The 22,632-nt window shown below is 73.1% G+C and carries 22 protein-coding genes; 18 read left to right on the forward strand and 4 right to left on the reverse strand.

Features of this window, described 5'->3' with window-relative positions:
• Positions 1-43 precede the first annotated feature (43 nt).
• Complete coding sequence (locus tag AB0A63_RS02770; RefSeq protein WP_360384565.1) at positions 44-274, reverse strand: hypothetical protein; 231 nt, start codon at positions 272-274, stop codon at positions 44-46.
• A gap of 115 nt (positions 275-389) precedes the next feature.
• On the opposite strand from AB0A63_RS02770, the gene AB0A63_RS02775 reads away from it, so the two are divergent.
• The 4 genes from AB0A63_RS02775 to AB0A63_RS02790 all read left to right on the forward strand — a co-directional run bounded on the left by AB0A63_RS02775 (position 390) and on the right by AB0A63_RS02790 (position 6,362).
• Positions 390-1,403 carry a pyridoxal-phosphate dependent enzyme gene (locus AB0A63_RS02775; RefSeq protein ID WP_360384567.1) on the forward strand — a complete coding sequence of 338 codons (1,014 nt, stop codon included), beginning with the start codon at positions 390-392 and terminating at the stop codon, positions 1,401-1,403.
• Positions 1,404-1,480: 77 nt separating this feature from the next.
• Positions 1,481-5,014 carry a helix-turn-helix domain-containing protein gene (locus AB0A63_RS02780; RefSeq protein ID WP_360384569.1) on the forward strand — a complete coding sequence of 1,178 codons (3,534 nt, stop codon included), beginning with the start codon at positions 1,481-1,483 and terminating at the stop codon, positions 5,012-5,014.
• Between the two features lie 119 nt (positions 5,015-5,133).
• Positions 5,134-5,985: an NAD(+)/NADH kinase gene (locus AB0A63_RS02785; RefSeq protein WP_360384571.1), complete on the forward strand. Its 852-nt coding sequence runs from the start codon at positions 5,134-5,136 to the stop codon at positions 5,983-5,985.
• Between the two features lie 20 nt (positions 5,986-6,005).
• Positions 6,006-6,362 (forward strand): hypothetical protein, encoded by a 357-nt coding sequence (locus tag AB0A63_RS02790; RefSeq protein WP_360384573.1) that lies wholly within the window; start codon positions 6,006-6,008, stop codon positions 6,360-6,362.
• Here the strand turns inward: AB0A63_RS02790 and AB0A63_RS02795 are convergent.
• Positions 6,359-6,898, reverse strand: coding sequence for an ABATE domain-containing protein (locus AB0A63_RS02795; protein WP_360384575.1), 540 nt, complete (start codon positions 6,896-6,898; stop codon positions 6,359-6,361). The genes AB0A63_RS02790 and AB0A63_RS02795 overlap by 4 nt on opposite strands.
• Before the next feature lie 72 nt (positions 6,899-6,970).
• Here AB0A63_RS02795 and AB0A63_RS02800 point away from each other — a divergent pair, with 72 nt between their 5' ends.
• From AB0A63_RS02800 to AB0A63_RS02820, 5 genes are all read left to right on the forward strand, one after another.
• The gene (locus tag AB0A63_RS02800) at positions 6,971-7,432 is read left to right on the forward strand and encodes a DUF664 domain-containing protein (RefSeq protein WP_360384578.1); all 462 of its coding nucleotides are present in this window, start codon (positions 6,971-6,973) and stop codon (positions 7,430-7,432) included.
• Positions 7,429-8,529, forward strand: coding sequence for an aminotransferase class I/II-fold pyridoxal phosphate-dependent enzyme (locus AB0A63_RS02805; RefSeq protein ID WP_360384580.1), 1,101 nt, complete (start codon positions 7,429-7,431; stop codon positions 8,527-8,529). The genes AB0A63_RS02800 and AB0A63_RS02805 overlap by 4 nt, the downstream gene beginning before the upstream one ends.
• 4 nt (positions 8,530-8,533) lie before the next feature.
• Positions 8,534-8,725 (forward strand): hypothetical protein, encoded by a 192-nt coding sequence (locus AB0A63_RS02810; protein ID WP_360384582.1) that lies wholly within the window; start codon positions 8,534-8,536, stop codon positions 8,723-8,725.
• Positions 8,726-8,880: 155 nt separating this feature from the next.
• On the forward strand, positions 8,881-9,603 hold the full coding sequence (locus AB0A63_RS02815; RefSeq protein WP_360384584.1) for an MgtC/SapB family protein: 723 nt from the start codon (positions 8,881-8,883) through the stop codon (positions 9,601-9,603).
• 264 nt (positions 9,604-9,867) lie between these two features.
• On the forward strand, positions 9,868-10,812 hold the full coding sequence (locus AB0A63_RS02820) for a hypothetical protein (RefSeq protein ID WP_360384586.1): 945 nt from the start codon (positions 9,868-9,870) through the stop codon (positions 10,810-10,812).
• A 160-nt stretch (positions 10,813-10,972) separates the two neighbouring features.
• Here the strand turns inward: AB0A63_RS02820 and AB0A63_RS02825 are convergent, their stop codons facing one another.
• Entirely contained in the window at positions 10,973-11,548 is a 576-nt protein-coding gene (locus tag AB0A63_RS02825) for a TetR/AcrR family transcriptional regulator (RefSeq protein ID WP_360384588.1), read from the reverse strand.
• A gap of 107 nt (positions 11,549-11,655) precedes the next feature.
• Here AB0A63_RS02825 and AB0A63_RS02830 point away from each other — a divergent pair, with 107 nt between their 5' ends.
• The 6 genes from AB0A63_RS02830 (at position 11,656) to AB0A63_RS02855 (ending at position 17,954) form a co-directional block, all read left to right on the forward strand.
• A complete protein-coding gene (locus AB0A63_RS02830; RefSeq protein ID WP_360384984.1) occupies positions 11,656-13,179 on the forward strand; it encodes an MDR family MFS transporter in 1,524 nt (507 codons plus the stop codon).
• Positions 13,180-13,183: 4 nt separating this feature from the next.
• A complete protein-coding gene (locus AB0A63_RS02835) occupies positions 13,184-13,666 on the forward strand; it encodes a universal stress protein (protein WP_360384590.1) in 483 nt (160 codons plus the stop codon).
• A 34-nt stretch (positions 13,667-13,700) separates the two neighbouring features.
• Positions 13,701-14,174 (forward strand): GNAT family N-acetyltransferase, encoded by a 474-nt coding sequence (locus tag AB0A63_RS02840; RefSeq protein ID WP_360384592.1) that lies wholly within the window; start codon positions 13,701-13,703, stop codon positions 14,172-14,174.
• A gap of 612 nt (positions 14,175-14,786) precedes the next feature.
• Positions 14,787-15,797, forward strand: a complete 1,011-nt coding sequence (locus tag AB0A63_RS02845) for a GTP-binding protein (RefSeq protein WP_360384594.1) — start codon at positions 14,787-14,789, stop codon at positions 15,795-15,797.
• Complete coding sequence (locus AB0A63_RS02850) at positions 15,797-16,921, forward strand: GTP-binding protein (RefSeq protein WP_360384596.1); 1,125 nt, start codon at positions 15,797-15,799, stop codon at positions 16,919-16,921. The genes AB0A63_RS02845 and AB0A63_RS02850 overlap by 1 nt, the downstream gene beginning before the upstream one ends.
• A gap of 73 nt (positions 16,922-16,994) precedes the next feature.
• A complete protein-coding gene (locus AB0A63_RS02855; protein WP_360384598.1) occupies positions 16,995-17,954 on the forward strand; it encodes an alpha/beta hydrolase in 960 nt (319 codons plus the stop codon).
• A 51-nt stretch (positions 17,955-18,005) separates the two neighbouring features.
• On the opposite strand, the gene AB0A63_RS02860 is transcribed toward AB0A63_RS02855, so the two are convergent.
• Positions 18,006-19,328, reverse strand: a complete 1,323-nt coding sequence (locus AB0A63_RS02860; RefSeq protein WP_360384600.1) for a helix-turn-helix domain-containing protein — start codon at positions 19,326-19,328, stop codon at positions 18,006-18,008.
• A 122-nt stretch (positions 19,329-19,450) separates the two neighbouring features.
• Between AB0A63_RS02860 and AB0A63_RS02865 the strand changes: the two genes are divergently transcribed.
• The 3 genes from AB0A63_RS02865 (at position 19,451) to AB0A63_RS02875 (ending at position 22,619) form a co-directional block, all read left to right on the forward strand.
• Entirely contained in the window at positions 19,451-20,398 is a 948-nt protein-coding gene (locus tag AB0A63_RS02865; RefSeq protein ID WP_360384602.1) for an alpha/beta hydrolase, read from the forward strand.
• Between the two features lie 80 nt (positions 20,399-20,478).
• A complete protein-coding gene (locus AB0A63_RS02870) occupies positions 20,479-21,549 on the forward strand; it encodes an iron ABC transporter permease (RefSeq protein WP_360384604.1) in 1,071 nt (356 codons plus the stop codon).
• Positions 21,546-22,619, forward strand: coding sequence for an iron chelate uptake ABC transporter family permease subunit (locus AB0A63_RS02875; RefSeq protein ID WP_360384606.1), 1,074 nt, complete (start codon positions 21,546-21,548; stop codon positions 22,617-22,619). The genes AB0A63_RS02870 and AB0A63_RS02875 overlap by 4 nt, the downstream gene beginning before the upstream one ends.
• The last annotated feature ends 13 nt before the right edge of the window (positions 22,620-22,632 follow it).

Consider the following 22,632-nt stretch of genomic DNA (forward strand, 5'->3'; position numbering starts at 1 on the left):
CAGCACCTGCGCCGCGGCATCACGAACGGCGACCGCCCCGGTGCTAGTCCCGAGGACCGCGCAACGTCAGCACCACCCGCAGCACGTGCTCCACAGCAGCCGGGAACACCGCCCCGCGCAGCTCGTCGCGGTGGGCCAGGGTCTGGCCGGCGAACTCCACCATCCGGTCGGGTCCCACGCGGCGGACCACGAGCGCGGCGACCTCCTCCAGGTCGAGGCCGGGGTGGTCGAGGCGGGTCAGGGCGAACTCGACGACCAGCTCGTCATCGGTCACGGCGCCTCCTCCCACCGCGGTCCAGCCTAGTGGAGAACCGGTGGGCGAACCTGACGAGCAGGCGTCGCGAACGCGCGCTGGACCGACGGCTCGGCCAGGCCCCAGGCTGGGCACCATGATGTGGTTCACGCGGCCGGGTGCCCGGCAGTGGCGGTGTGCACCGGCGCCGCGCGAGGTGCGCGCCTTCCACGCGGGGCTGCCGGGTTACGCGCCGACGCCGCTCGTCGAGCTGCCGGACCTCGCGGCGGAGCTCGGGGTCGGGCGGTTGCTGGTGAAGGACGAGTCGGACCGGCTGGGGCTGCCCGCGTTCAAGGCGCTCGGGGCGTCGTGGGCCGTGCACCGCCTCCTCGAACGGGTCACCGCGCCGGTCACTCTCGTCGCCGCCACCGAGGGCAACCACGGGCGGGCGGTGGCGCGGATGGCTCGGCTGCGGGGGCGGGCGGCGCACGTGTTCGTGCCGGAGGCCGTGCACCCGCAGGTGGTGCGGGCGATCGCCGGCGAGGGTGCGCGGGTCACGGTCGTGCGCGGGTCGTACGGCGACGCGGTCCGTGCGGCCGCGGAGGCCGACGGGGTTCTGGTGCAGGACGTGGGGTGGCCCGGTTACGAGGAGGTGCCGACGTGGGTCGTCGAGGGGTACGCCACGCTGTGCGCCGAGGTCGACGAGCAGCTCGGGCGGGCACCGGACCTGGTCGTGGTGCCGGTCGGGGTGGGGTCGCTCGCGCAGGCCGTGATCACGCACTACCGCAGCACGACGGCCGCGCCCTGCGTCCTCGCCGTGGAACCGGAGACCGCCGCGTGCGTCACGGCCAGCCTCATCGCCGGCGAACCGGTCACCATCGGCACGAGCGACACCGTCATGGCCGGGCTGAACTGCGGGACGCCGTCGACCACCGCGTGGCCGTTCCTGCGCAACGGCCTGGACGCCGCCGTCACCGTCTCCGACGCCGAATGCACCAAGGCAGCAGCGGATCTGCACGCGCGCAACGTCCACTCCGGACCGTGTGGTGCCGCCCCGCTTGCCGGGCTGCGGGCGGCACCACACGGGGACCTCGGGCTCGACTCCACGTCCGTCGTCGTCCTGCTCGGCACCGAGGGCACGAGCGCCAACCCGCGAGGAGCGACCGGCTGACGGCGATGATCATCCGGTTCTGCGGCTGAGCGGCGCCCGCTACCTTGCTCGGTACGCGAGGGCAGGGGGATTCGGGGATGCCACGCAGGGAACGACCGCTCGACGCGGGCGACGGCGCGGTGCTCGCGTTCGCGCGCGAGCTGAGGGCGTTGCGGGAGCGGGCGGGGAGCCCGACCTACCGCGAGCTGAGTGCGCGCACGCACTACTCGGAGGCGGCGTTGTCGCAGGCCGCGGCCGGGCGCAAGCTGCCGACGCTGCAGGTCGCGCTGGCGTACGTGCGGGCGTGCGGCGGTGACGAGGACGAGTGGCGGCAGCGCTGGCAGGAGACGTCCGCAGGCCAGCGGCCCGCCGACGTCGACGACCGGAGCGCGCCGTACGCGGGGCTCGCGGCCTTCCAGGCGGAGGACGCCGACCGGTTCTTCGGCCGCGACCGGCTCGTCGAGCAGCTGGTCGAACGCACGGAGGAGCAGCGCGTCGTCGTGGTCGTCGGGGCGTCCGGTGCGGGCAAGTCGTCGCTGCTGCGGGCCGGGCTGCTGCCGCGCCTGGGCAACGCCGTGCTGTTCACGCCCGGTGCGCAGCCGCTGGAGGAGTACCGAGCACACGCACGTGAGAACGCCGTCCTGGTGGTCGACCAGTTCGAGGAGGTCTTCACCCTCTGCGCCGACCGCGAGACCCGGCGCCGGTTCGTCGAGAAGATCACCGCTCACCGGGTCGTGCTGGGGGTGCGCGCCGACTTCTACGGCCACTGTGCCGACTTCCCGGTGCTGGTCGAGGCGATGGGGTCCGGCCAGGTCACCGTCGGGCCGATGAGCACCGACGAGCTGCGCGCCGCGATCGTCCAGCCCGCCCGCGGCGTCGGGTGCGCCGTCGAGACCGCGCTGGTCGCCGAGCTGGTCGCGAACGGGACCGGCCACGCGGGCGCGCTGCCGCTGCTGTCGCACGCGCTGCTGGAGACGTGGCACCGCCGCAAGGGCAACACGCTGACGTTGCAGGGGTTCCAGGCCGCCGGCGGGTTCGAGGGCGCGCTGTCCAGGACGGCGGAGTCGGTGTTCGGCGAGCTGACCGGGGCACAGCGGGAGCGCGCGCGGTCGTTGTTCCTCCGGCTCACCGCGGTCGGCGACGGCACCGAGGACACCCGGCGCCGGGTCGCCCGCGCCGAGCTGGACGACGAACCGGACACGCGGCTGGTGCTGGAGGCGTTCACCGCGCAGCGGCTGGTCACGGTGGACCACGACCGGGTGGAGCTCACCCACGAGGCGCTGATCCGCTGCTGGCCCCGGCTGCGCGAGTGGCTCACCGCCGACCGCGACGGCCTGCGCGCCCACCGCGACCTCACCGAGTCCGCCGGTGTCTGGGAGTCGCTCGACCGCGACCCCGGCGCGCTGGTGCGGGGTGCGCGGCTCGCGGCGTTCCGGTCGTGGCTCGACGAGCCGCCGCACCCGCTGACCGCCCGTGAACGCGACTTCCTCACCGCGAGCCTGGCCGCCGAGTCCGCGGAGCTCGCGAAGGCCCGCTCCGACCGGCGCCGGCTCGGCCTGCTCACCGCGCTGCTGTCGGTGCTGCTCGTGGCCACGGCCATCGGTGCCGTCACGGCGGTCGACGCGGGTTCCGAGGCCACCCGGCAACGCAACAACGCGCTTTCGCAGAAGGTCGCCCAGGACGTGCACCGCCTGCGCGGCACCGACCCCGCGCTCGCCGCCCAGCTCGCGCTGGCCGCGTTCCGCCTGTCCCCCACCGTCGAGGCGCGCAGCGCGTTGCTGGGCTCGTTCACCCCGTCCTACGCCACCCTGCTGACCGGCCACACCGACGCCGTCAACGCGGTCGCCCACAGCCCGGCGCGGCACCTGCTGGCCAGTGCGAGCCACGACCGCACGGTGCGGCTCACCGACATCGCCGACCCGCACCACCCCCGTGAGGTGCGCACGCTGACCGCCCACACCGACAACGTCCCGCACGTCGCGTTCAACTCCACGGGCAACGTGCTCGCCACGGCCGGTTGGGACCGCACGGCACGCTTGTGGGAGACCAGCTCCGGCGCCGTTCTCGCGACGCTGACCGGTCACACCGGGCCGGTCAACGCCGTCGCGTTCAGCCGTGACGACCGCCTGCTCGCGACCGCCGGATCGGACAACTCCGTGCGGTTGTGGGACCTCACGGACCTGCGCTCACCCCGCGAGGTCGCCGTTCTCCCGCACCCGGCACCGGTGGTGGCGCTCGACCTGGGCGACCGGCACCTCGTGACGGGGTCGTGGGACGGCTCGGCGCTGCTCTGGGACCTCGGCACCCGCCGGGCACGGCCGTTGACCGGGCACACCGGCGCGGTCCAGGCGGTCGCGGTCAGCCGGGACGGCGCCCTGGTCGCCACGGCGGGCCAGGACCGGGTGGTCCGGGTCTGGCCGGTCGAGGGCGGCGAGCCGCGCGTGCTGACCGGGCACACGGACGCCGTGCGCGGGCTGGCCTTCGAGGGCTCCCGGCTGGTGAGCACCGGCGTCGACCGCACGGCCCGCGTCTGGGACCTCGACCACCCCGGTGACCCGCTGGTGCTGACCGGCCACACCGCCGCGGTCGTCGGCACGGTGGTCGCGGGCGGCACGCTGGTGACCGCGAGCGACGACCACACCGTCCGGCTGTGGGACCTGCCGTTGCCGTTGAGCCACAACGACTCGGTGTACTCGGTGGCCTCCTCCGGCCCCCTCGTCGCCTCCGGCGGCTACGACCGCACGGTCCGGCTGCTGGCGAACGGCCGGACGGCCGCGGTGCTCACCGGACCGGCCGGCGCGGTGAACTCGGTGGCGTTCTCCGCCGACCGCCGCACCCTCTACGCCGCGAGCGCCGACCAGCGCGTGCACCGCTGGGACATCGGCGATCCCCGGCAGCCACAACCGCTGCCGCCGCTGACCGGGCACACCGACGCGGTGAACGCCATGGCCGTCAGCCCGGACGGCAAGGTGCTCGCCACCGGCAGCACCGACCGCACGATCGTGCTGTGGGACACCGCCACCGGCACGTCCCTGGGCACCCTGACCGGGCACGCGGAGTCGGTGCAGGCACTGGCGTTCAGCCCGGACAGCCGCAGGCTCGCGAGCGGCGGCGGCGACTTCGGCGTGCGGATCTGGGACGTGGACACCCACCGGGTCACGACCCACCTGCCCGGCCAGGGGCACGTGGTGAAGTCGGTCGCGTTCAGCCCCGACGGCACCCGGATCGCCACCGGGACCACCGACTTCGCCGTCCGCGTCTGGGACGCGGCGACCGGCGCCCGCACGGCGGAGCTGACCGGGCACACCGACACCGTCCACGCCGTCGCGTTCTCCCCGGACGGCACGACGTTGGCCAGTGCGAGCGCCGACCACGACGTGCGGTTGTGGCGCCTGTCCGACCACACCCCGTTCGCGGTGCTCAGCGGGCACACCGAACGGGTGTACGGGCTGGCCCACCCGGACGCGCACACGGTGCTCAGCGCGAGCGGCGACCACACCGTCCGGACCTGGGAGGCCGACGAAGAGCATGCCGCGCAACGGGTCTGCGCCACCGCGTCACCACCGTTGTCACCGCAGGAGCACGACCGGCACTTCCCCGGCGTCGGGCACACCCCGCTCTGCGGATCGTGACCTTCCCCGAACGGGGTGCCGGCCGTGGCGGGAGGCCCGGTACGTCCCCCGTACCGCACGCTTCCCGCCGGACGAGGGCAGACTGGCGTCCGTGACCCAAGACGTGAGGACCCGCTGACGTGCACGCCGCAGGACTGGTGCTGCACCCGCGCCGTGACTCCGCCGCCGCGGTCGAGGCCGTGCTCGGCTGGGCGGCCAACCGCGGTGTCGAGATCCTCGGCATCGACGACGAGATCCAACGCCTGCGCTGCGCCGCCACCCCGGTGTCGGCGGTGGAGCTGGGGCGGCGGGCCGACCTGGTGGTGAGCCTGGGCGGTGACGGCACGATGCTGCGCGCGATGCGGCTGGCCGACGGGGAGAAGGCGCCGGTGCTGGGCGTGAACCTGGGCAAGCTCGGGTTCCTCGCCGAGGTCGACGTGCCGGACCTGCCCGCTGCTCTGTCGGCCATCGACGCGCACGAGTTCACCGTCGAGCCGCGGCTGGCGGTCGACGCGACGTTCGGCGATCAGGAGGTGACCGCGTTCAACGACGTCGCGGTCGTGCGCACGCCCGGTCAGGGCAGTGCGCGGGTGGCGGTGCGGGTCGCGCGGCAGCCGTTCGTGAGCTACGCGGCGGACGCGGTGATCGTCGCGACGCCGACCGGGTCGACCGCGTACAGCTTCTCGGCCGGTGGCCCGATCACCAGCCCGTCGGTGGAGGCGTTGCTGGTCACGCCGGCCGCGCCGCACTCGGCCTACAGCCGCGGGGTGGTGCTGTCGGTGGCCGACGAGGTGGACCTCGACCTGCTGCCGTCGAGCGGGCGGCTGGCCGTCGAGGTGGACGGGCAGGTCGCGGGCTACGTCGAGCCGGGTGAGCGGGTGTCGTTGCGCGGGCGGCCCGCCGCCGCGAAGGTGGTGCGGCTGGGGATGACCACGTTCTACCAGCGGGCACGGCGCAAGCTGCAGCTCACCGACTCGGCCGAGCTCACCTGAGCACCCAGTAGGTTGACCTCATGCCACAGATCACCGTCGAGTACTCCGCCGAACTGGCCGGCGCGTTCGACCGCCGCGGGTTCGCCCTCGCACTGCACCGGGCCGTGTCACCGCTGGTCTCCTCCGAGGTGGCCGCGTTCAAGACGCGGTTCCGGCAGATCGAGGAGTCGGTGATCGGCGAGGGTGCGCCGGCCGCGATGGTCCACGTCCGGGTCGGCCTGCTCTCCGGCCGTCCGGCCGAGCTGAAGCAGGAGGTCGGCCGCACGGTCGTCGGGCTCGCCAGTGAGCACCTCAAGCCGGTGGAGGGCCTGCCCACGCAGGTGACGCTGGAGGTCTACGACATGGACCGGGAGCAGTACCGGCAGCTGGAGTCCTAGCCGCTCCTGCGGCGGGCGCGGTACTGGGCCGCCTTGATCCGGTTGCCGCACTCCTCCATGTCGCACCAGCGCCGGTTGCCGGTGCGCGAGCGGTCGATGAAGATCCGCGTGCACTCGGCGCGCCCGCACTCCCTGATCACCAGCTCGTCCGCGCGCTCCAGCAGGGCCGCTGCCGCACGCGCGATCTCGCCGCCCACCGCACGCGCGGTGCCGTGCCTGCGCACCCCGGTTTCCGTCAGCGTGAACGACGGCGCCGGGGCGTCCGCGTAGGAGTTCACCCGCAGCAGGTCGTCCTCCGGCCGGCCGCTGCCCGCGAGCGTGGCCCTGACCAGCCGGTACACCGACTCCCGCAGGTCGACGAGCGCGGTGAGCTGGGCCGCGGTCACCTCCGGCTGCTCCGTGACCAGCCCGGCCGCCACCGCCCACGCACCCACGTCCCGCGGGCCGGTCAGCAGCTCCTCGTCGTCGCCGCCGCGCCACTTCAGGGTGCCCAGGAAGTCCAGTGCCAGGTTGCCGCTGACGAACGCGAAACTCACGTCACCATCTTGACAGGTGACGCGGGTGCCCGGCAACGTTCGCGTCACCATCTGAGAAGGTGACGCGAACTGATGATCACTGTCGAGCAGTACCTCCACTTCACCGGCCAGGCCCTCGACGACATGGCCGCGACCGTGCGCGACCTCGGAGCCGAGCGCGCGAACCGCACGCCCATTCCCGGCGTGAGCAGCCCGTACGCCCTGCTCACGCACTGCTGCGGCGTGGTCGACTACTGGGCGGGTGAGCTCGTCACCGGCCGACCGGCGCACCGCGACCGCGACTCCGAGTTCGTCGCCACCGGACCGGTCGAGCCGCTGCTCGCCCGCGTCGGCCGCACGAAGGCCGCGCTGGAACGCGCTGTGCGGCAGGCCGACTTCCGCGCGCCGCTGAAGGCCGAGCCCGACTCGAACTTCCTCGGCCCCGGCCTCCCGCTCGACCAGGGCGCCGCCCTGCTGCACGTGTACGAGGAGCTCGCCCAGCACCGCGGTCACGTGGACATGCTGCGGGCCGTTGTCGAACGGGGCACCGCGTGAGCTTCGACCGGATCGACGAGTCCCGGCTGCGGTCGGGTTCGGGCGTGAAGTGGGGTTCACTGCCCACGGGCACGATCGGCGCGTGGGTCGCGGACATGGACTTCGGCCTCCCGCCCGCGGTGAAGGCCCGGCTGTGGCACGAGGTCGAGCGCGAGGACTTCGGCTACCCGCACTGGCCCACCGGCGACCCGGTGGTCGCGGCGTTCGAACAGCGGATGCACACGCGCTACGGCTGGACGCCGTCGGCGGGCCACACCAGGGTGTTCAGCGACCTCATCCAGGTGCTGCAGGTCGTCATCGAGCACACCACCGCACCCGGTGACGGCGTCGCGCTGCACGTGCCGACGTACCCGCCGTTCCTCGCGAGCATCCGGCGCGCCGGTCGCCGGGTCGTGCCGATCCCCCTGCGGCACACCGGGGACGGGTGGCGGTTCGACGCGGAGGTGCTGCGCGGGACGGGGTGCCGGTTGCTCGTGCTCGTCAACCCGCAGAACCCGACCGGCCGGGTCTTCACCCGCGCGGAGCTGATCGGGATCGCCGCACTGGCAGAGGAACTGGACCTCGTCGTGCTGTCCGACGAGATCCACGCCGACCTCACCCACCCCGGCCACCGGCACCTCCCGTTCGCGTCGCTGAGCGCGGAGACGGCCCGGCGCACGGTGACCGCCACGTCGGCCACCAAGGCGTTCAACATCGCCGCCCTGCGCTGCGCGGTGGCGCACATCGGCGTTCCGGCCCTGCGCAGGGCGCTCGACGCGGCACCGCTCGACTACTTCGGCACGCCGAACACGCTGGGGCGGGCGGCCACCGTGGCGGCGTGGCAGGACGGCGACCCGTGGCTCGCGGAGCTGCTGGAGACGTTGCGGCGCAACCGGGACACCGTGACCGCGTGGCTGGGGCCCGACCGGCGCTACCACCCGCCGGAGGCCACCTACCTGGCGTGGTTCGAGGGCACGGCCGCGCCGGGGGTGAAGCTCAGCGAGGGCGCGGAGTTCAGCGCGGGCACCGGCGTGGACACCTCGGCGTTCGTGCGGCTGAACTTCGCGACGAGCCCGGACACCCTGGCGGAGGTCCTGCGGCGGTTGGCATCCTCGTAACGGTGTGCCCGCCGCGCTCGATGTCCTGCGGCACGCGTTGACCGGCACCCCGGACGTGCCCGCTCCCCCGTCCCGCCGCGAGCTCGCCGCCCTGCTCACCGCTCCGAACTGGACAGAGGTGCTGCACGTCCTCGCCGCGTCCGAGCCGGAAGCCCTGCGACAGCTCGCGGAGGCGTTGCCGGCGCTGCACCGGTAGCGGTCCCACCGCACGGGACCCGCGGGCCGCCGGAAAGTTCCCGGCGGCGTTCAAGATCATCCCTTGGTGGCGCATCGGGCAGGAGGGGTGGCCGCGTGGAGCGTCCACATCGGATACTCCGGTGGCCTTGGCCGCGACCGGAGGAAGGCCGCACGATGACCACCGCGGAAATGCTGCTGCGCCTGGGCACGGGTGTGGGGCTGGGTGCGCTGATCGGCATCGAGCGCCAGTACCGCGCCCGCATGGCCGGGCTGCGCACCAATGCGCTCGTCGCCGCCGGTGCGACGTTGTTCGTGCTGCTGTCCGCGCACGGCTTCACCGGCGGCACCGCCGACCCCACCAGGGTCGCCGCGCAGATCGTGTCCGGCATCGGGTTCCTCGGCGGCGGTGTCATCCTGCGCGAGGGCCTCACCGTGCGCGGACTGAACACCGCCGCCACGCTCTGGTGCTCGGCCGCGGTCGGAGCGCTCGCGGGTGCCGGCCTGCACCTCATGGCGGTGGCCGGAACCGTTGCCGTGGTCGCCGTCCACCTGGTGTTCCGCCCGCTCGGCCGGGTGCTGGACCGGCGCCCGGACACCGGTGAGGAGACACCGGCCACCTACACCTTCCTCGCGGTCACGAGGGACGACGACGAGGCCCACGTGCGCACGCTGCTCGTGCAGGCCCTGTCGCGCACCGACTTCGCGCTGCAGTCGATCGAGAGCACCAACGCCGGCCGCGACGGCCTGGTCGAGGTGCGGGCGGCGTTGAGCGCCGAACAGCGCGACGACAAGCAGATGGAGTCGGCGGTCAGCCGCCTGTCGCTGGAGCCGTCGGTCACCAGCGTGCGGTGGCGGGTGCACGCACCCGGCGAGCGCAACGACGAGGACGGCTGGTGACGCGGTCAGCCGATCCAGTTACCCCGCACGAGGTCTAACACCCCTTCAGGTGGCCGGTACATCAACGCACGATCAGCGCGTGTCGCCCGTTCAGCTATCGCTTGACCAGCATGTTTTCCGCCCTCCGGCACGGTTATTCCCACCCCGGGAGTCACGGTGCTCCGTCGAGAGGAGGGCTCTGCGCGGACGTGGTTCCCATGCTGTGTCCCGCACATCCGAAACGACATCACGTTCCAAGGCAGTTGTCGTCAAGGAAGGAAGACAATGCGCAAGAAACTCAAGGGCGGTCTGCTGGCCGCCGCCGTGGCCGGTGGGCTCGTGCTCGCGAGCGGGCCCGCCTCCGCGGACGTCGCCGCGTTCCACCCGTACTGGTTCGGCGGCGGCGCACACCCGCTGGCCGGGGAGATGCTGCTGCACCACGCTTCACCGTCCACTGTGGCCGCTGAGGACGACGAGGACGCCGAGGACGAGGACGGGCACCACCCGCACGGCCACGGTCACCACCACACCGGCCAGGCCGACTCGGACGCCACCGCGCTCGCCGTGGGCGGTCACGGCGCCCCGTCCGGTGAGGGCGGCGACGCCGAGAGCCAGAACATCGCCCTCTCCGGTCACTCCGGTGACTCCGGCGACTCCGGTGACACCGGCGACAACAGCGCGATCATCATGTGCGTGCAGGCCGACTGCGCGGCGGACGTGTCCTCCGGCGACTCGGGCGACACCGGCAGCGGTGACACCGGCGACGCCGTGAACCTCAGCGCCACCAACGGCGGCGACACGGGCAACGGCGGCAACGGCGGCGACGCCGGGGCCATCGCGGAGAGCGCGACCGCGACCGGGTCGGAGGACGACGACCACGGCTCGGCGAACGACTCGGACGCCACCGCGGTTGCCGTGGGCGGTCACGGCGCCCCGTCCGGTGAGGGCGGCGACGCCGAGAGCCAGAACATCGCCGTCTCGGGCAACTCCGGGCACTCCGGTGACTCCGGTGACACCGGCGACAACAGCGCGATCGTGATGTGCCACAAGGCGAACTGCATCGCCGACGTGAGCTCCGGCCACTCCGGCAACACCACCACCGGTGACACCGGCGACGCGGTCAACACGAGCGTCACGAACGGCGGCGACACCGGCCACGGCGGCAACGGCGGCGACGCCGGCGCATGGGCCACTTCTCTGAGCGAGCTGTACGAACTGGACCTCGACTGATGCCGTGACCGCCGGTGGGACGGACGGGATCGCCCCCTGTCCCGTCCGTCCCACCGGCGGTTCAGTCGAATGCGGGTCTTCGCCATCCAGATGACCGGCAGGCACGGCAGCGCCGGTTCGGGCCCGTCCAGCGCTGCCGTTCCGGCCTGCGGCCTCCCGCTCAGCAGCTGATCCCGCACCGACCGAGCAGCCGGTCCACCAGGTCGGGCAGCGGTTCGTCCGCGCCCTCCAGCCACAGCGCGACGCCGGTGCGCAGGACCGCGAAGAACGTCGCCGCCGTCAGCCGCGCCAGCTCCGGGTCGGGGCCGCGCGCCACCAGCACCTCCGTCAGGTCCCGTTCGACCGCCACCTGGTCGCCCACCTGCCGCGCGAGCAGCGACGGGTGCCTGCGCAGCATCCGCAGCTGGGCCATCCACTCCAGGTCGGGCACGGGCCACGTGGCGTACAGCCGGGCCGTCGCCGCGCGCAGGGCCGGCCACGGCTCCTCCTCCGCCGGCCGTGCCGCGACCAGGGCGACCAGTGCCCTGGTCCGTTCGCGCTCGGCCTCCAGGACGGCGTCTTCCTTGCCGGCGAAGTAGTTCGAGAAGGTGCGCCGGGAGACCCCCGCCGCGTCCGCGATGTCCTCGACCGTCACACCGTCCAGACCGCGCTCCATGGCCAGCCGCAACGCCGCCGCGGCCAGCGACCGCCTCGTCACCGCCTTCTTCTGCGCGCGGAGCGTGGTGAGGGTCTCCATGCACCCAGACTAGCCGTGGAGTAAGTTGCCCATTGTGCAAATTTGCACGACGCGCAAGAATTGAGGGGACGAAGGGACTCGGGGTGAAGACGCAAGAGAGCGGCGCGATGGGGCACCGGCAGGTGCTCGAGTCGTTGTCCGGACTGCTGCTCGCGCTGTTCGTGGCCATGGTCAGCTCCACGGTGGTGTCCACCGCGCTGCCGCGGATCATCGGCTCGCTGAACGGCACGCAGACCCAGTACACGTGGGTGGTCACCGCCACCCTGCTCACCGCGACGGCCACGACCCCGGTCTGGGGCAAGCTCGCTGACCTGTTCAACAAGAAGACGCTGGTCCAGGCCGCGATCGTGATCTTCGTGATCGGGTCGCTGCTGTCCGGCTTCGCACAGGACACCGGTCAGCTGATCGCCGCCCGCGCGTTCCAGGGCCTCGGCGTCGGCGGTCTGCAGGCGCTGGTCCAGGTCGTGATCGCCGCGATCATCCCGCCCCGCGAGCGCGGCCGGTACAACGGCTACCTCGGCGCGGTCATGGCGGTCGCCACGGTCGGCGGCCCGCTGCTCGGCGGCCTGATCGTGGACGTGTCGTGGCTGGGCTGGCGCTGGTGCTTCTGGGTGGCCGTGCCGATCGCCGCGCTCGCGTTCGTCGTGCTGCAGGCCACGCTGAAGCTGGAGACCGTGCGCAGGCAGAACGTGAAGATCGACTACCTCGGCGCCGCCCTGATCGCCGCCGGTGTCAGCGTGCTGCTGATCTGGGTGTCGTTCGTCGGCAACTCGTTCGACTGGCTGTCCTGGCAGACCGCGGCGATGGTGGGCGGCGGGCTGGTGCTGCTCGGTGCCGCCGTGGCCGTGGAGCTGCGCGTGCCCGAACCCGTGGTGCCGCTGCACATCGTCACCCAGCGCACCCCGGCGCTGGCGATCATCGCGAGCCTCGCGGTCGGCATGGCGATGTTCGGCGGCGCGGTGTTCCTCGGCCAGTACTTCCAGATCGGCCGCGGCTACTCCCCCACGGAGGCCGGCCTGCTGACCATTCCGATGATGGCGGGCGTGCTCGTCTCCTCGACCGTCTCCGGCCGCATGATCAGCCGATCCGGCAAGGTCAAGCCGTACATCGTGTCCGGCACGGTCATCCTGGTGCTCGGCTTCCTGGGCCTCGGGTTCGTCGACCACGCGACCGCGCTGTGGATCGTCGGCACCGCGATGGCCGTGGTCGGCATCGGTGTCGGCATGACCATGCAGAACCTCGTGCTGGCGGTGCAGAACACCGTACCGCTGCGGGAGCTGGGCGCCGCGAGCGCCACGGTCACGTTCTTCCGCTCGCTGGGCGGCACGATCGGCGTGTCCGTGCTGGGCGCCGTGCTGGCCAACCGGGTCACCGCCGACCTGTCCGCCGCGCTGCACGTGCCCGCGGGCCAGTCGACCGGCGAGACCAGCGCCCTGAACCTGCAGGCGCTGCCGCCGCAGGTGCAGACCGTCGTGCACACCGTGTACGGCGACGCGACCGCCCACATCTTCCTGATCTCCGCGGCCGTGGCCGTGGTCGGTGTGGTCGCGGCGCTGCTGCTGAAGCCGATCACCTTGCGCACGACCATCGACCTCGAGAAGAAGGACGCCGACACCGCTGTCGTGAGGTGACATCGTGGACCGTTCGCTCAACACCTTCGAAGCCACCAAGGACGACTTCGGCCCCCGCCCGGTGCCGTCCGCGCGGACCATCCTCGTCGGCGTGGACGGCTCCGACACGGCCATGCGGGCCGCCGCCTTCGCCTTCGGCTCGGCCCGCCGCCAGTGCGCCCGCCTGGTCGTCACGTTCGTCGCCTGCCACTCGACGCTGGCCTCGCTGAGCCCTGGCGCGGCATCGGTGTTCGAACACGAGGCCACGGCCGGCCTGTACGCCGAACTGCGCGGCCAGGTGCGGGCGGCCGCCGAGGAGCTGGACGTGCCGGTGACGTTCGTGAAGACCTTCGGCGACCCGTTCACCACCCTGCGCGACTGCGCCGACCGCTGCCAGGCGGACATGGTGGTGGTCGGCGCCTCGCAGCAGGCGGGACACCGCTTCGCGGGCTCGGTGGCGACCAGGCTGATCCGCACGGGCCACTGGCCGGTGCTGGTCGTGCCGTGAGTTTTTCGTCGGTGCTCGTCGCTACGGTCATCCCATGCCCCACGTCACGTTGCGAGAGATCGAAGAGTCCGACCTGGACGCGCTGTTCGAGCTGATGCGCGATCCCGAGTCGGTGCGCATGGCCGCTTTCGTCGCCGACGACCCGGACGACCGCGCGGCCTTCGACGCGCACTGGCAGCGCATCCTGGCGCGCCCCGACGTCACGAACCGCGCCGTGCTGGCCGACGGCCGGTTCGCGGGCACCGTCGCGAGTTTCGTGCTGGAGGGCGACACCGAGGTCACGTACTGGATCGACCGCAGCCTCTGGGGGCAGGGCGTGGCCAGCCGTGCGTTAACGCTGCTGCTGGAGCTCGTGCCCGTCCGGCCGGTGTACGGGCGGGCGGCGAGCGACAACGCCGGGTCGAGGCGGGTGCTGGAGAAGGTGGGCTTCGAGGTGGTGGGGACCGACGTCGAGTACGCCACCGGGCGGCGTGAGGAGGTGGAGGAGACGATCATGCGGCTGGGCTGAGCCCGGTCGGCTTTGGTCTGCGCGGTCGCGCTGGCCAAGCGGCCTGTGTTGCCCTGCGGGCTCATGGTGTCCGCCGGACCCGCGCCGCCTCGCCGATCCGACGCGCGTCGGATCGTGGGCTCACGTTGCCTAGTTGGCACGCGCCGACCCGCGCCGTCCAGCGAACCTGCGTCGCCCCCGACCCGCGCTGCCCAGCGGGCCTGCGCTGCCCAGCCGACCCGCGCTGCCCAGCCGACCCGCGCTGCCCAGCCGACCCGCGCTGCCCAGCCGACCCGCGCTGCCCAGCCGACCCGCGCTGCCCAATCGACCGTGACGCCCGCTGGCATGCGCCGCCCAGCCGATCCGCCGTCCGGCTGCCCTGCCCAGCTGGCACGCGCCGCCAGACCGACCTGCGCTGCCAGGCGGCTTGCGCTGGCCTGCGCTCCCCGGCAGGCCCGCGCCTCCCAGACCAGCTCGCCTTCCTCAGCCGACCCGCACCGCCCAGCCCACCGCATCGCCCACCCCACACCACCCAACTCGCCCGCGCAGCCAACCACCCCACGTCGGCCCCAACCACTCTCCCACCCCACCCATTCGTGCTAACGATAATCATTGTCATGTACGCTGCCACCCATGGCAGCGAGGGTCGTATTGGTAGCCGGGTTCACGCAGCACGACGTGGCGGACGAGGTGTGGCGGGCGTCGCCGGACTCGGTGCTGGTCCGGCACGACCTCAGCCGCCTGGCCGACGGGGTGGTGCGCAGGTGGGTCGACGGCCGGTTGACGGTGCTGGAGCTGGCGCACGGGTGCGTGTCGTGCACGTTGCGGCTGGACCTGGTCCCGTTGCTGGAGGGGCTCGACGCCCGTGTGGTCGTGCACCTCGACCCGGCGTTGGAGCCGGAGGCGGTGTGCTTCGCCCTCAGCGCGACCGAGGTCGAGGTGGAGGCGGTGCTCACCGTCGTCGACCCGGCGCGGTGGCTGGCCGACGCCACCGGCGGTGACACGCTGGCCGAGCGCGGCATGGGTGCGGCGGCGGAGGACGAGCGGACGGTGGCGCAGGTCGTCGTCGGGCAGGCGGAGTTCGCCGACGCGCTGGTGCTCACCGCGGCACCAGACCCGGCGACGGCGGCGGTGCTGGAGCGGCTCAACCCGTTGGCGCCGCGGCAGCAGCTCGACGGGATTGACGTGCCGGCGTTGCTCGCCGCCATTCCCGCGACGGCGCGGCGGGGTGGGTTCGACGACGGGTTCGGGTCGTTGCTCTACGGGGCGCCGCCGCTGCACGCCGCGCACGGGGTGTCGGTGGTGTGCTTCAGCGAGGCGCGGCCGTTCCACCCGATGCGGTTGCACAAGGCGGTGGACGTGCTGCTCGACGGGGTGGTGCGCACGCGCGGGCGGGTGTGGGTGGTGAGCCAGCCCGACGAGGCGCTGTGGCTGGAGTCGGCCGGTGGCGGGTTGCGGGTGGGGAACCTCGGGGCCTGGCCGCGGGACAGGGGTCAGGAACTCGTCGTGATCACCACGAAGGACCCGGTGCGGATCACCGCCGCGCTGACGGCCGCGGTGGTCACGGACGAGGAGCTCGCGCTGGCGGACGAGCTCGACTTCGTGGACCCGTTCGGCGAGTGGCACGAGGAGGCGGAGCTCTGATGCGCACGCCCGTGACGGTGCTGTCGGGGTTCCTCGGCGCCGGCAAGACGACGTTGCTCAACCACGTGCTCGCCAACCGCGAGCAGCGCAGGGTGGCGGTGGTGGTCAACGACATGAGCGAGGTCAACGTCGACGCCGCGCTCGTGGCCGGGCAGGGGACGCTCGACCGCACCACCGAACGGCTGGTGGAGCTGACGAACGGCTGCATCTGCTGCACGCTGCGGGAGGACCTGCTGGAGAGCGTGGGCGAGCTGGCGCGGTCGGGGCGGTTCGACTCGATCCTCATCGAGTCGACCGGCATCTCCGAGCCGATGCCGGTGGCCGCCACGTTCGAGTGGACCTTCGAGGACGGCACCAGCCTGTCCGACCACGCCCGCCTCGACACGATGGTGACGCTGGTCGACGCGGCCGGGTTCCTGCGTGAGCTCAAGGCGGGTGACCGGCTCGACGAACGCGACCTGGCCGCCGCGGAGGAGGACGAGCGCACGATCTCGGACCTGCTCGTGGACCAGGTGGAGTTCGCCGACCTGATCGTCGTCAACAAGACGGACCTGGTCGGCGCCGAAGAGCTCGCGACGGTGAACGCGCTGCTCAAGCGGCTCAACCCGGTCGCACGGCTGCTGCACACCCAGCGCGGCGTCATCGACCTGACCGAGGTGTTCGACACCGGCCGCTACGACCCGGTCACCGCGGCCCGGTCCCCCGGCTGGGCGCAGGAGCTCGCGGGCACCCACACGCCGGAGACCGAGGAGTACGGCATCCGGTCGGTCACCTACCGTGCCGACCGGCCGTTCCACCCCGGCCGGTTGCTGGCCGCGCTGACGGACTGGCGGACACCGCTGCGCAGCAAGGGTTTCTGCCACATCGCCACCCGGCGGGACGTGCTCGCGGTGTGGTCGCAGGCCGGTCCCAACCTCACGTTCGAACCCGGCCAGCTGCTCACCGGCGACGAGCGGCCGCGGCAGGAGCTGGTGTTCATCGGTGTCGGTCTCGACCCCGACGAGCCGCGCCGCCTCCTCGACCCCGCCCTGCTGACCGACGCCGAGCTGGCGGACCCGGCCGGCTGGGCCGCGTTCGACGACCCGCTGCCGCCGTGGAGCGCCGAGGACCTCCACGCGCACTGACCGGTTCCACCGGTCTTCAAGCGCCGCTTGTTCGGATGTCCGCGCCGAGCAACGGGATGTGGGGGTAGGGACGATGGAGTTGAACAGACGCGGCGTCTTCGCACTGGGCGCCGCACTCGCCGCGGGCACGGGGGTCGCGGGCACCGGGGTCGCGAACGCGGAGGGCGCCGGGGCGAAGCACGCGGAACCGAACCTGCCCGGGTTCAAGCACAACTACGCGCGGGTGAACGGCGTCCGCCTGCACTACGTCACGGGTGGCAGCGGCGAGCCGCTGGTGCTGCTGCCGGGGTGGCCGCAGACGTGGTGGCTCTACCACAAGATCATGCCCGCGCTGGCCGCCCGGTACCGGGTGATCGCGGTGGACCTGCGCGGCATGGGCGGTTCGGACAAGCCGCAGTCCGGGTTCGACAAGAAGACGATGGCGACCGACATCCACGAGCTGGTGCGCGCGCTCGGGTACAGCAAGGTCAACGTCGTCGGCCACGACCTGGGCAGCATGGTGGCGTTCGCGTTCGCCGCGAACTTCCCCGCGGCCGTCGACAAGGTCGCGTTCATGGACGTGCTGCACCCGGACGAGAGCTTCTACCACATCCCGCTGCTCCCGCCGCCCGGCGGATTCAGCCTGTGGTGGTTCGCGTTCAACCAGGTGCAGGCCCTGCCGGAGCAGCTGCTCGCCGGCCGGTTCCGCCACCTCGCCGACTGGCTGTTCGCGAACACCGCGTTCACGCCGGCCGCGATCGACGAGCGGTCCCGCCAGATCTACGCGCGGTCTTACAACTCACCGGACGCGATCCGCGCGAGCAACGGCTGGTACCAGGCGTTCCACCAGGACATCGCCGACGGCAAGACCTACGCCAAGCTCGTCCCGCCGGTGCTGGGCCTCGCGTCAGTCTCGTCCTACGACCAGTTCCTGGGCGCGCTGCCGGCCGTGGCGAACGACTTCCAGGTGGTGCGGGTCGACGGCTCCGGCCACTGGCTCGCCGAGGAGCAGCCCGACTTCGTGGCACGGGCGCTCACCGAGTTCTTCGGCTGACCGCCCAGCGGCAGCGGGACGACCGCGGGCGCAGGGAGTGCGCCTGCTGGATCAGCCGGACCCGTTGTCCCGCAACCGGCGCAGCAGCAGCGCGAGGTGCAGCCGAAACCGCCCGCCCGCTGAGTCGACCTCGAACCCGAGCACCGTCTCGGCGCGGGCCAGCCGGACGGTCATGGTGCTGTGGTGGCGGTGCAGCACGGCGGCGGCCTTGCGCACCGATCCGGTGGCGCACAACGCGTCCAGTGCCGCGAGCGTGTCGGGCTGGACAGCGGCCAGCCGGTCGAGTGCGCGGACGTCGTCGAGCGCGGCGACGTCGTCCCGGTCGACTCGCTCGGCCACCAGCGCGAGGCCGCCGAGCCGGTCCCACCACACCACGGGTTCGCTGTCCGCGGTGAACCGCAACGCCTTCAGCGCGTCCTGCCACGACCGGGCCGCCTCGATCGCGGGCACCACCGGCCCGACGCCGACCCGCACCCCGGCGGCGCCTGGCAGCCCTGCAACGCCCGGTGCCCAGGCGGCATCCGGCACCCCGGCGGCATCCGGCACCCCGACGGCATCCGGCACCCCGACGGCATCCGGCGGCCCGACGACGCCTGGCATCCCTGCGGTGCCCGGCAGCCCTGCAACGCCCGGCGCCCAAGCGGCATCCGGCACCTCGGCGGCGCCTAGCAGCCCGACGCCGACTCGCACCCCGGCGACGCCCGGCAATCCGACGGCATCCGGCACCCCGACGGCGCCTGACACCCCGACGGCACCCGGCAGCCCGACGGCACCCGGAAATCCAACGGCACCCGGCACCCCGGCTGCGTCCGGCACGTCCGTGCTCAGCACTGCCCGCACGCTGCCCAGCACCACCGACCGCCCCGGCAGGTCGCCGGTGGTGGCCAGCACCCGCAACCGGCTCGTGGCGGCGATGCCGAGCAGGTGCAGCGCCCGCGAGCGCTCCGCCGTGCCGGCGCCCTCCGAGAGCACCAGCTCCACCAGCGCGGGATCGCCCAGTTCGGGCAACGGCACGCTGGAGTGGTCCAGCAGCACGGCGGCGGCGATGGCGAACCGTTCGAGCAGCATGTCGTCCAACGGCGCGGGCGCGCCCTCGCGGGCCACCCACACGTCGGCGCCGCCCTCCAGTGCGCGGACCGCTGCACGTGCGGGAGCCGGTGCGGCCGTCACGCCGGTGCCGGGGGCGGCGCGCAGCACCAGGCCCTGGCCGGGGGCCCGCAGGCCGACCGGGCAGCCGGCCAGCTCGGCCGTGCTGTGCACCAGGGTGTCGAGGCCGGAGCGCTCGGTGATCAGGCGGTCGAAGAACCCGATCACCCGCACGGCGTTCTCGGCATCGGCGTCCAACCCGGACAGCCGCAGCAGCAGGCCCTTCATCCCGTCACGATAGCCCCGCGGGACGGCCGCACCGGGCGATCCGCCACCTGGCTGTCCCGGAGCGCCGATCCCCCGCCACGTGTCGGCTGCCGCCGGAGCTGGAACGGCTCCATGATCGGTGCATGAGCTACGCCATCGACCCGGAACTGCTGCCCTGGCTCGACATGCTGCCCGCACTGCGGTTCACCGACCACGAGGAGCTGCTGGCCGCCCGCGCCAGGCAGTCCGAGCTCCTCGCCGCCATGCCGACGTACGAACCGGTGAACGCGATCGACGTCCGCGACACCACCGTGCCGGGACCCGACGGCGCGCCGGACGTGCCGGTGCGGGTCTACTCACCGACCAGGGACGCGCAGCCCGTGCCCGGCCTGCTCTACGTCCACGGCGGCGGGTTCATCGTCGGCGACCTCGACATGTTCCACTCCTCCGTGCTGCGCATGGTCGACGAGCTGGGCGTCGTGGTCGTGTCGGTGGACTACCGGCTGGCACCGGAGCACCCGTTCCCGGCACCGGTCGAGGACTGCTACGCGGCCCTGCGGTGGCTCTCGGCCAACGCGGCCGAGCTGGGCGTCGACCCCGGGCGCATCGGCGTGGCCGGGGAGAGCGCGGGCGGCGGGCTGTCCGCCGGGGTCGCGCTGCTGGCCCGCGACCGCGGCGGGCCCGCGCTGTGCTTCCAGCTGCTCGGCATCCCCGAGCTGGACGACCGCCTCGACACCGAGTCCATGCGCGACTACGTGGACACGCCGCTGTGGAACCGGCCCAACGCGATCTTCAGCTGGGCCAGCTACCTCGGTGGTGCCGAGGAGGTCTCGCCCTACGCCGCGCCCGCCCGCGCCACCGACCTGTCCGGGTTGCCGCCCGCGTTCGTGACCGTCTGCCAGTTCGACCCGCTGCGCGACGAGGGCATCGAGTACGCCCGCCGGCTCGCGCACGCGGGGGTGCAGGCCGAGCTGCGCCTCTACCCCGGCACGTTCCACGGGTCGAGCCTCGTCGAGAGCGCGGAGGTCTCGCGGCGGATGTTCACCGACGAGCTGGACGCGCTGCGCCGGGGACTGCGGATCACGGGCTGACCGGGGGCCGGGCCAGGCACGCGGTCACGTGATCGACGCGCGTCACCCACTTAGGTAAGGGTGAGCTAACGTAGCGGCTCGTGAGCATCGTGGTGGAGCAACGCGGAGTCGACCCCGCACCGGCCGGTGGGGGCGCCGGTCCGCGACGGCGCAGGCTGCTGGGACTCGTCCTCCTGGTGGTCCTGCTCGCCGCCACCGCGGTGCTCTCCACGACGATCGGCGCACGGGCGCTCAGCCCGGCGCAGGTGTGGCAGGGGCTGTTCGGCGACCCCGGCACCGACCAGCGGCTCACCGAGATCGCGCTGATCATCCACACGTCGCGCATCCCGCGCACGGTCCTCGCGGTCGTGGCGGGGCTCGCGCTCGGGGTCGCCGGTGCGCTGATCCAGGGCCACACCCGCAACCCGATCGCCGACACCGGCCTGCTGGGCGTCAACTCCGGCGCGTCGTTCGCGGTGGTGCTCGCGGTCTACCTCTTCGGCCTGCAGAACCCGCTGCAGTACCTGTGGTTCGCGCTGGCCGGTGCCGCGGCGGCCGGTGTTGTCGTGTTCGGGCTGGCGAGCCTCGGCCGCGGCTCGGGCAACCCGCTGACGCTCGCGCTGGCCGGGCAGGGCGTCACGATCTTCCTCGCCGCGATGACGACGGCGGTGGCGTTGCAGGACAAGGCGTCGCTGGACGTGCTGCGGTTCTGGAACGCCGGTTCGGTGCAGGGCGTCGGCTGGAACGTCATCGCGGTCGCCGGGGCGTTCGTCGCCGCCGGGCTGGTGCTGGCGGTGGTGAACCTGCCGACGCTCAACCTGCTCAACCTCGGTGACGACGTGGCGCGCGGGCTCGGCGTGAACATCGCGGCCGGGCGGACCGTCGGCGTACTGGCGATCACGTTGCTCGCCGGCGCGGCCACGGCGGCGTGCGGGCCGATTGCGTTCCTCGGGCTGATGGTCGCGCACATCGCGCGCTGGATCACCGGCCCCGACTACCGGTTCCTGGTTCCGTTCGCGGGGCTGCTCGGCGGGGTCCTGCTGCTGGTGGCGGACATCGCCGGCCGGCTGGTCGTGCGCCCGGCGGAACTGCAGGCGGGCATCGTCGTCGCGCTGCTCGGCGCCCCGTTCTTCGCGGTGCTGGTGTGGCTCGGGAAGTTCAGGCAGGCATGAGCACCTCCGCGGCCGACCCGGCCACCGAGAAGATGCCCGCGGGCCTGCGCCTGGGCGACTGGTCCTGGGTCTGGCGGCCCTGGCTCGTGCTCGCCGCGGTGGTGCTCGCCGCGGCCACGTTCCTGCTGTTCTGCGTGTCCATCGCGGTCGGCGACTTCACCATCGACCTGCCCGCCGTGATCAGGACGATCTTCGGCCAGGGCGAGCGGGTCGACGAGTTCGTGGTCATGGACCTGCGCATGCCGCGGTCGCTCATCGGCCTGATCGTCGGCGTCGCGCTCGGCATCTCCGGTGCGCTCACCCAGTCGATCGCCCGCAACGCGCTCGCGAGCCCGGACGTCCTCGGCATCACCACGGGCGCCGGCGCGAGCGCGATCTTCGTGGTGACCACGTCGGGTGGCGCGGTGGTCGGCGGGTCGATCGGGCTGCCCGCGGCGGCGCTGGCCGGTGGCCTCGGCACCGGGCTGCTCGTCTACTTCCTCGCGTGGCGGAAGGGCATCGACGGGTTCCGGCTGATCCTGATCGGCGTCTCGGTGAGCGCGATGATGACGGCGCTGACGACGTGGCTGCTGGTGCTGGCCGACATCCGCGACGTCGCCCGCGCGCAGTCGTGGCTGGTCGGGTCGCTCGACTCGCGGTCGTGGGCCGAGGTGTGGACGACGCTGTGGATCACGGTCGCGCTGGTCGTGGTCGTGCTGGCGGTCTCGTTCCACCTGCGCCCCATGCACTTCGGTGACGACGTCGCCGCCGGCCTGGGCGTGCGGTACTCGCTCGTGCGGGCGGTGCTGCTGCTGTGCGCGGTCCTGCTCGCCGGTGTCGCGGTGTCGGCGGCCGGTCCGGTGCCGTTCGTCGCACTGGTCGCGCCGCAGATCACGATGCGGCTGCTGCGCACCCCGGTGCCGCCGCTGGTCGCGTCCGGGCTCTTCGGCGCGCTGCTGCTGATCGGCTCCGACCTGATCGCGCGGCAGGTGCTGCCCAACGACCTGCCCGTCGGCATCGTGACCGCGATGATCGGCGGCCCGTTCCTCGTCTACCTGCTGGTGCGCGCGAATGTGAAGCGTCCTGCCTGAGGTGAGCCTCAGT

Origin of the sequence: Lentzea sp. NPDC042327, assembly GCF_040647275.1 — a bacterium.
Classification (GTDB): domain Bacteria; phylum Actinomycetota; class Actinomycetes; order Mycobacteriales; family Pseudonocardiaceae; genus Lentzea.

What these genes read in the sequence shown, in the direction of transcription:
- AB0A63_RS02800 (WP_360384578.1), top strand. Translation starts at nt 6,971, where the DNA reads ATGATCACTGTCGAGCAGTACCTCCACTTCACCGGCCAGGCCCTCGAC.
- AB0A63_RS02845 (WP_360384594.1), top strand. Translation starts at nt 14,787, where the DNA reads ATGGCAGCGAGGGTCGTATTGGTAGCCGGGTTCACGCAGCACGACGTG.
- AB0A63_RS02775 (WP_360384567.1), top strand. Translation starts at nt 390, where the DNA reads ATGATGTGGTTCACGCGGCCGGGTGCCCGGCAGTGGCGGTGTGCACCG.
- AB0A63_RS02830 (WP_360384984.1), top strand. Translation starts at nt 11,656, where the DNA reads ATGGGGCACCGGCAGGTGCTCGAGTCGTTGTCCGGACTGCTGCTCGCG.
- AB0A63_RS02860 (WP_360384600.1), bottom strand. Translation starts at nt 19,328, where the DNA reads ATGAAGGGCCTGCTGCTGCGGCTGTCCGGGTTGGACGCCGATGCCGAG.
- AB0A63_RS02840 (WP_360384592.1), top strand. Translation starts at nt 13,701, where the DNA reads ATGCCCCACGTCACGTTGCGAGAGATCGAAGAGTCCGACCTGGACGCG.
- AB0A63_RS02820 (WP_360384586.1), top strand. Translation starts at nt 9,868, where the DNA reads ATGCGCAAGAAACTCAAGGGCGGTCTGCTGGCCGCCGCCGTGGCCGGT.
- AB0A63_RS02855 (WP_360384598.1), top strand. Translation starts at nt 16,995, where the DNA reads ATGGAGTTGAACAGACGCGGCGTCTTCGCACTGGGCGCCGCACTCGCC.
- AB0A63_RS02815 (WP_360384584.1), top strand. Translation starts at nt 8,881, where the DNA reads ATGACCACCGCGGAAATGCTGCTGCGCCTGGGCACGGGTGTGGGGCTG.
- AB0A63_RS02850 (WP_360384596.1), top strand. Translation starts at nt 15,797, where the DNA reads ATGCGCACGCCCGTGACGGTGCTGTCGGGGTTCCTCGGCGCCGGCAAG.
- AB0A63_RS02875 (WP_360384606.1), top strand. Translation starts at nt 21,546, where the DNA reads ATGAGCACCTCCGCGGCCGACCCGGCCACCGAGAAGATGCCCGCGGGC.
- AB0A63_RS02780 (WP_360384569.1), top strand. Translation starts at nt 1,481, where the DNA reads ATGCCACGCAGGGAACGACCGCTCGACGCGGGCGACGGCGCGGTGCTC.
- AB0A63_RS02865 (WP_360384602.1), top strand. Translation starts at nt 19,451, where the DNA reads ATGAGCTACGCCATCGACCCGGAACTGCTGCCCTGGCTCGACATGCTG.
- AB0A63_RS02790 (WP_360384573.1), top strand. Translation starts at nt 6,006, where the DNA reads ATGCCACAGATCACCGTCGAGTACTCCGCCGAACTGGCCGGCGCGTTC.
- AB0A63_RS02825 (WP_360384588.1), bottom strand. Translation starts at nt 11,548, where the DNA reads ATGGAGACCCTCACCACGCTCCGCGCGCAGAAGAAGGCGGTGACGAGG.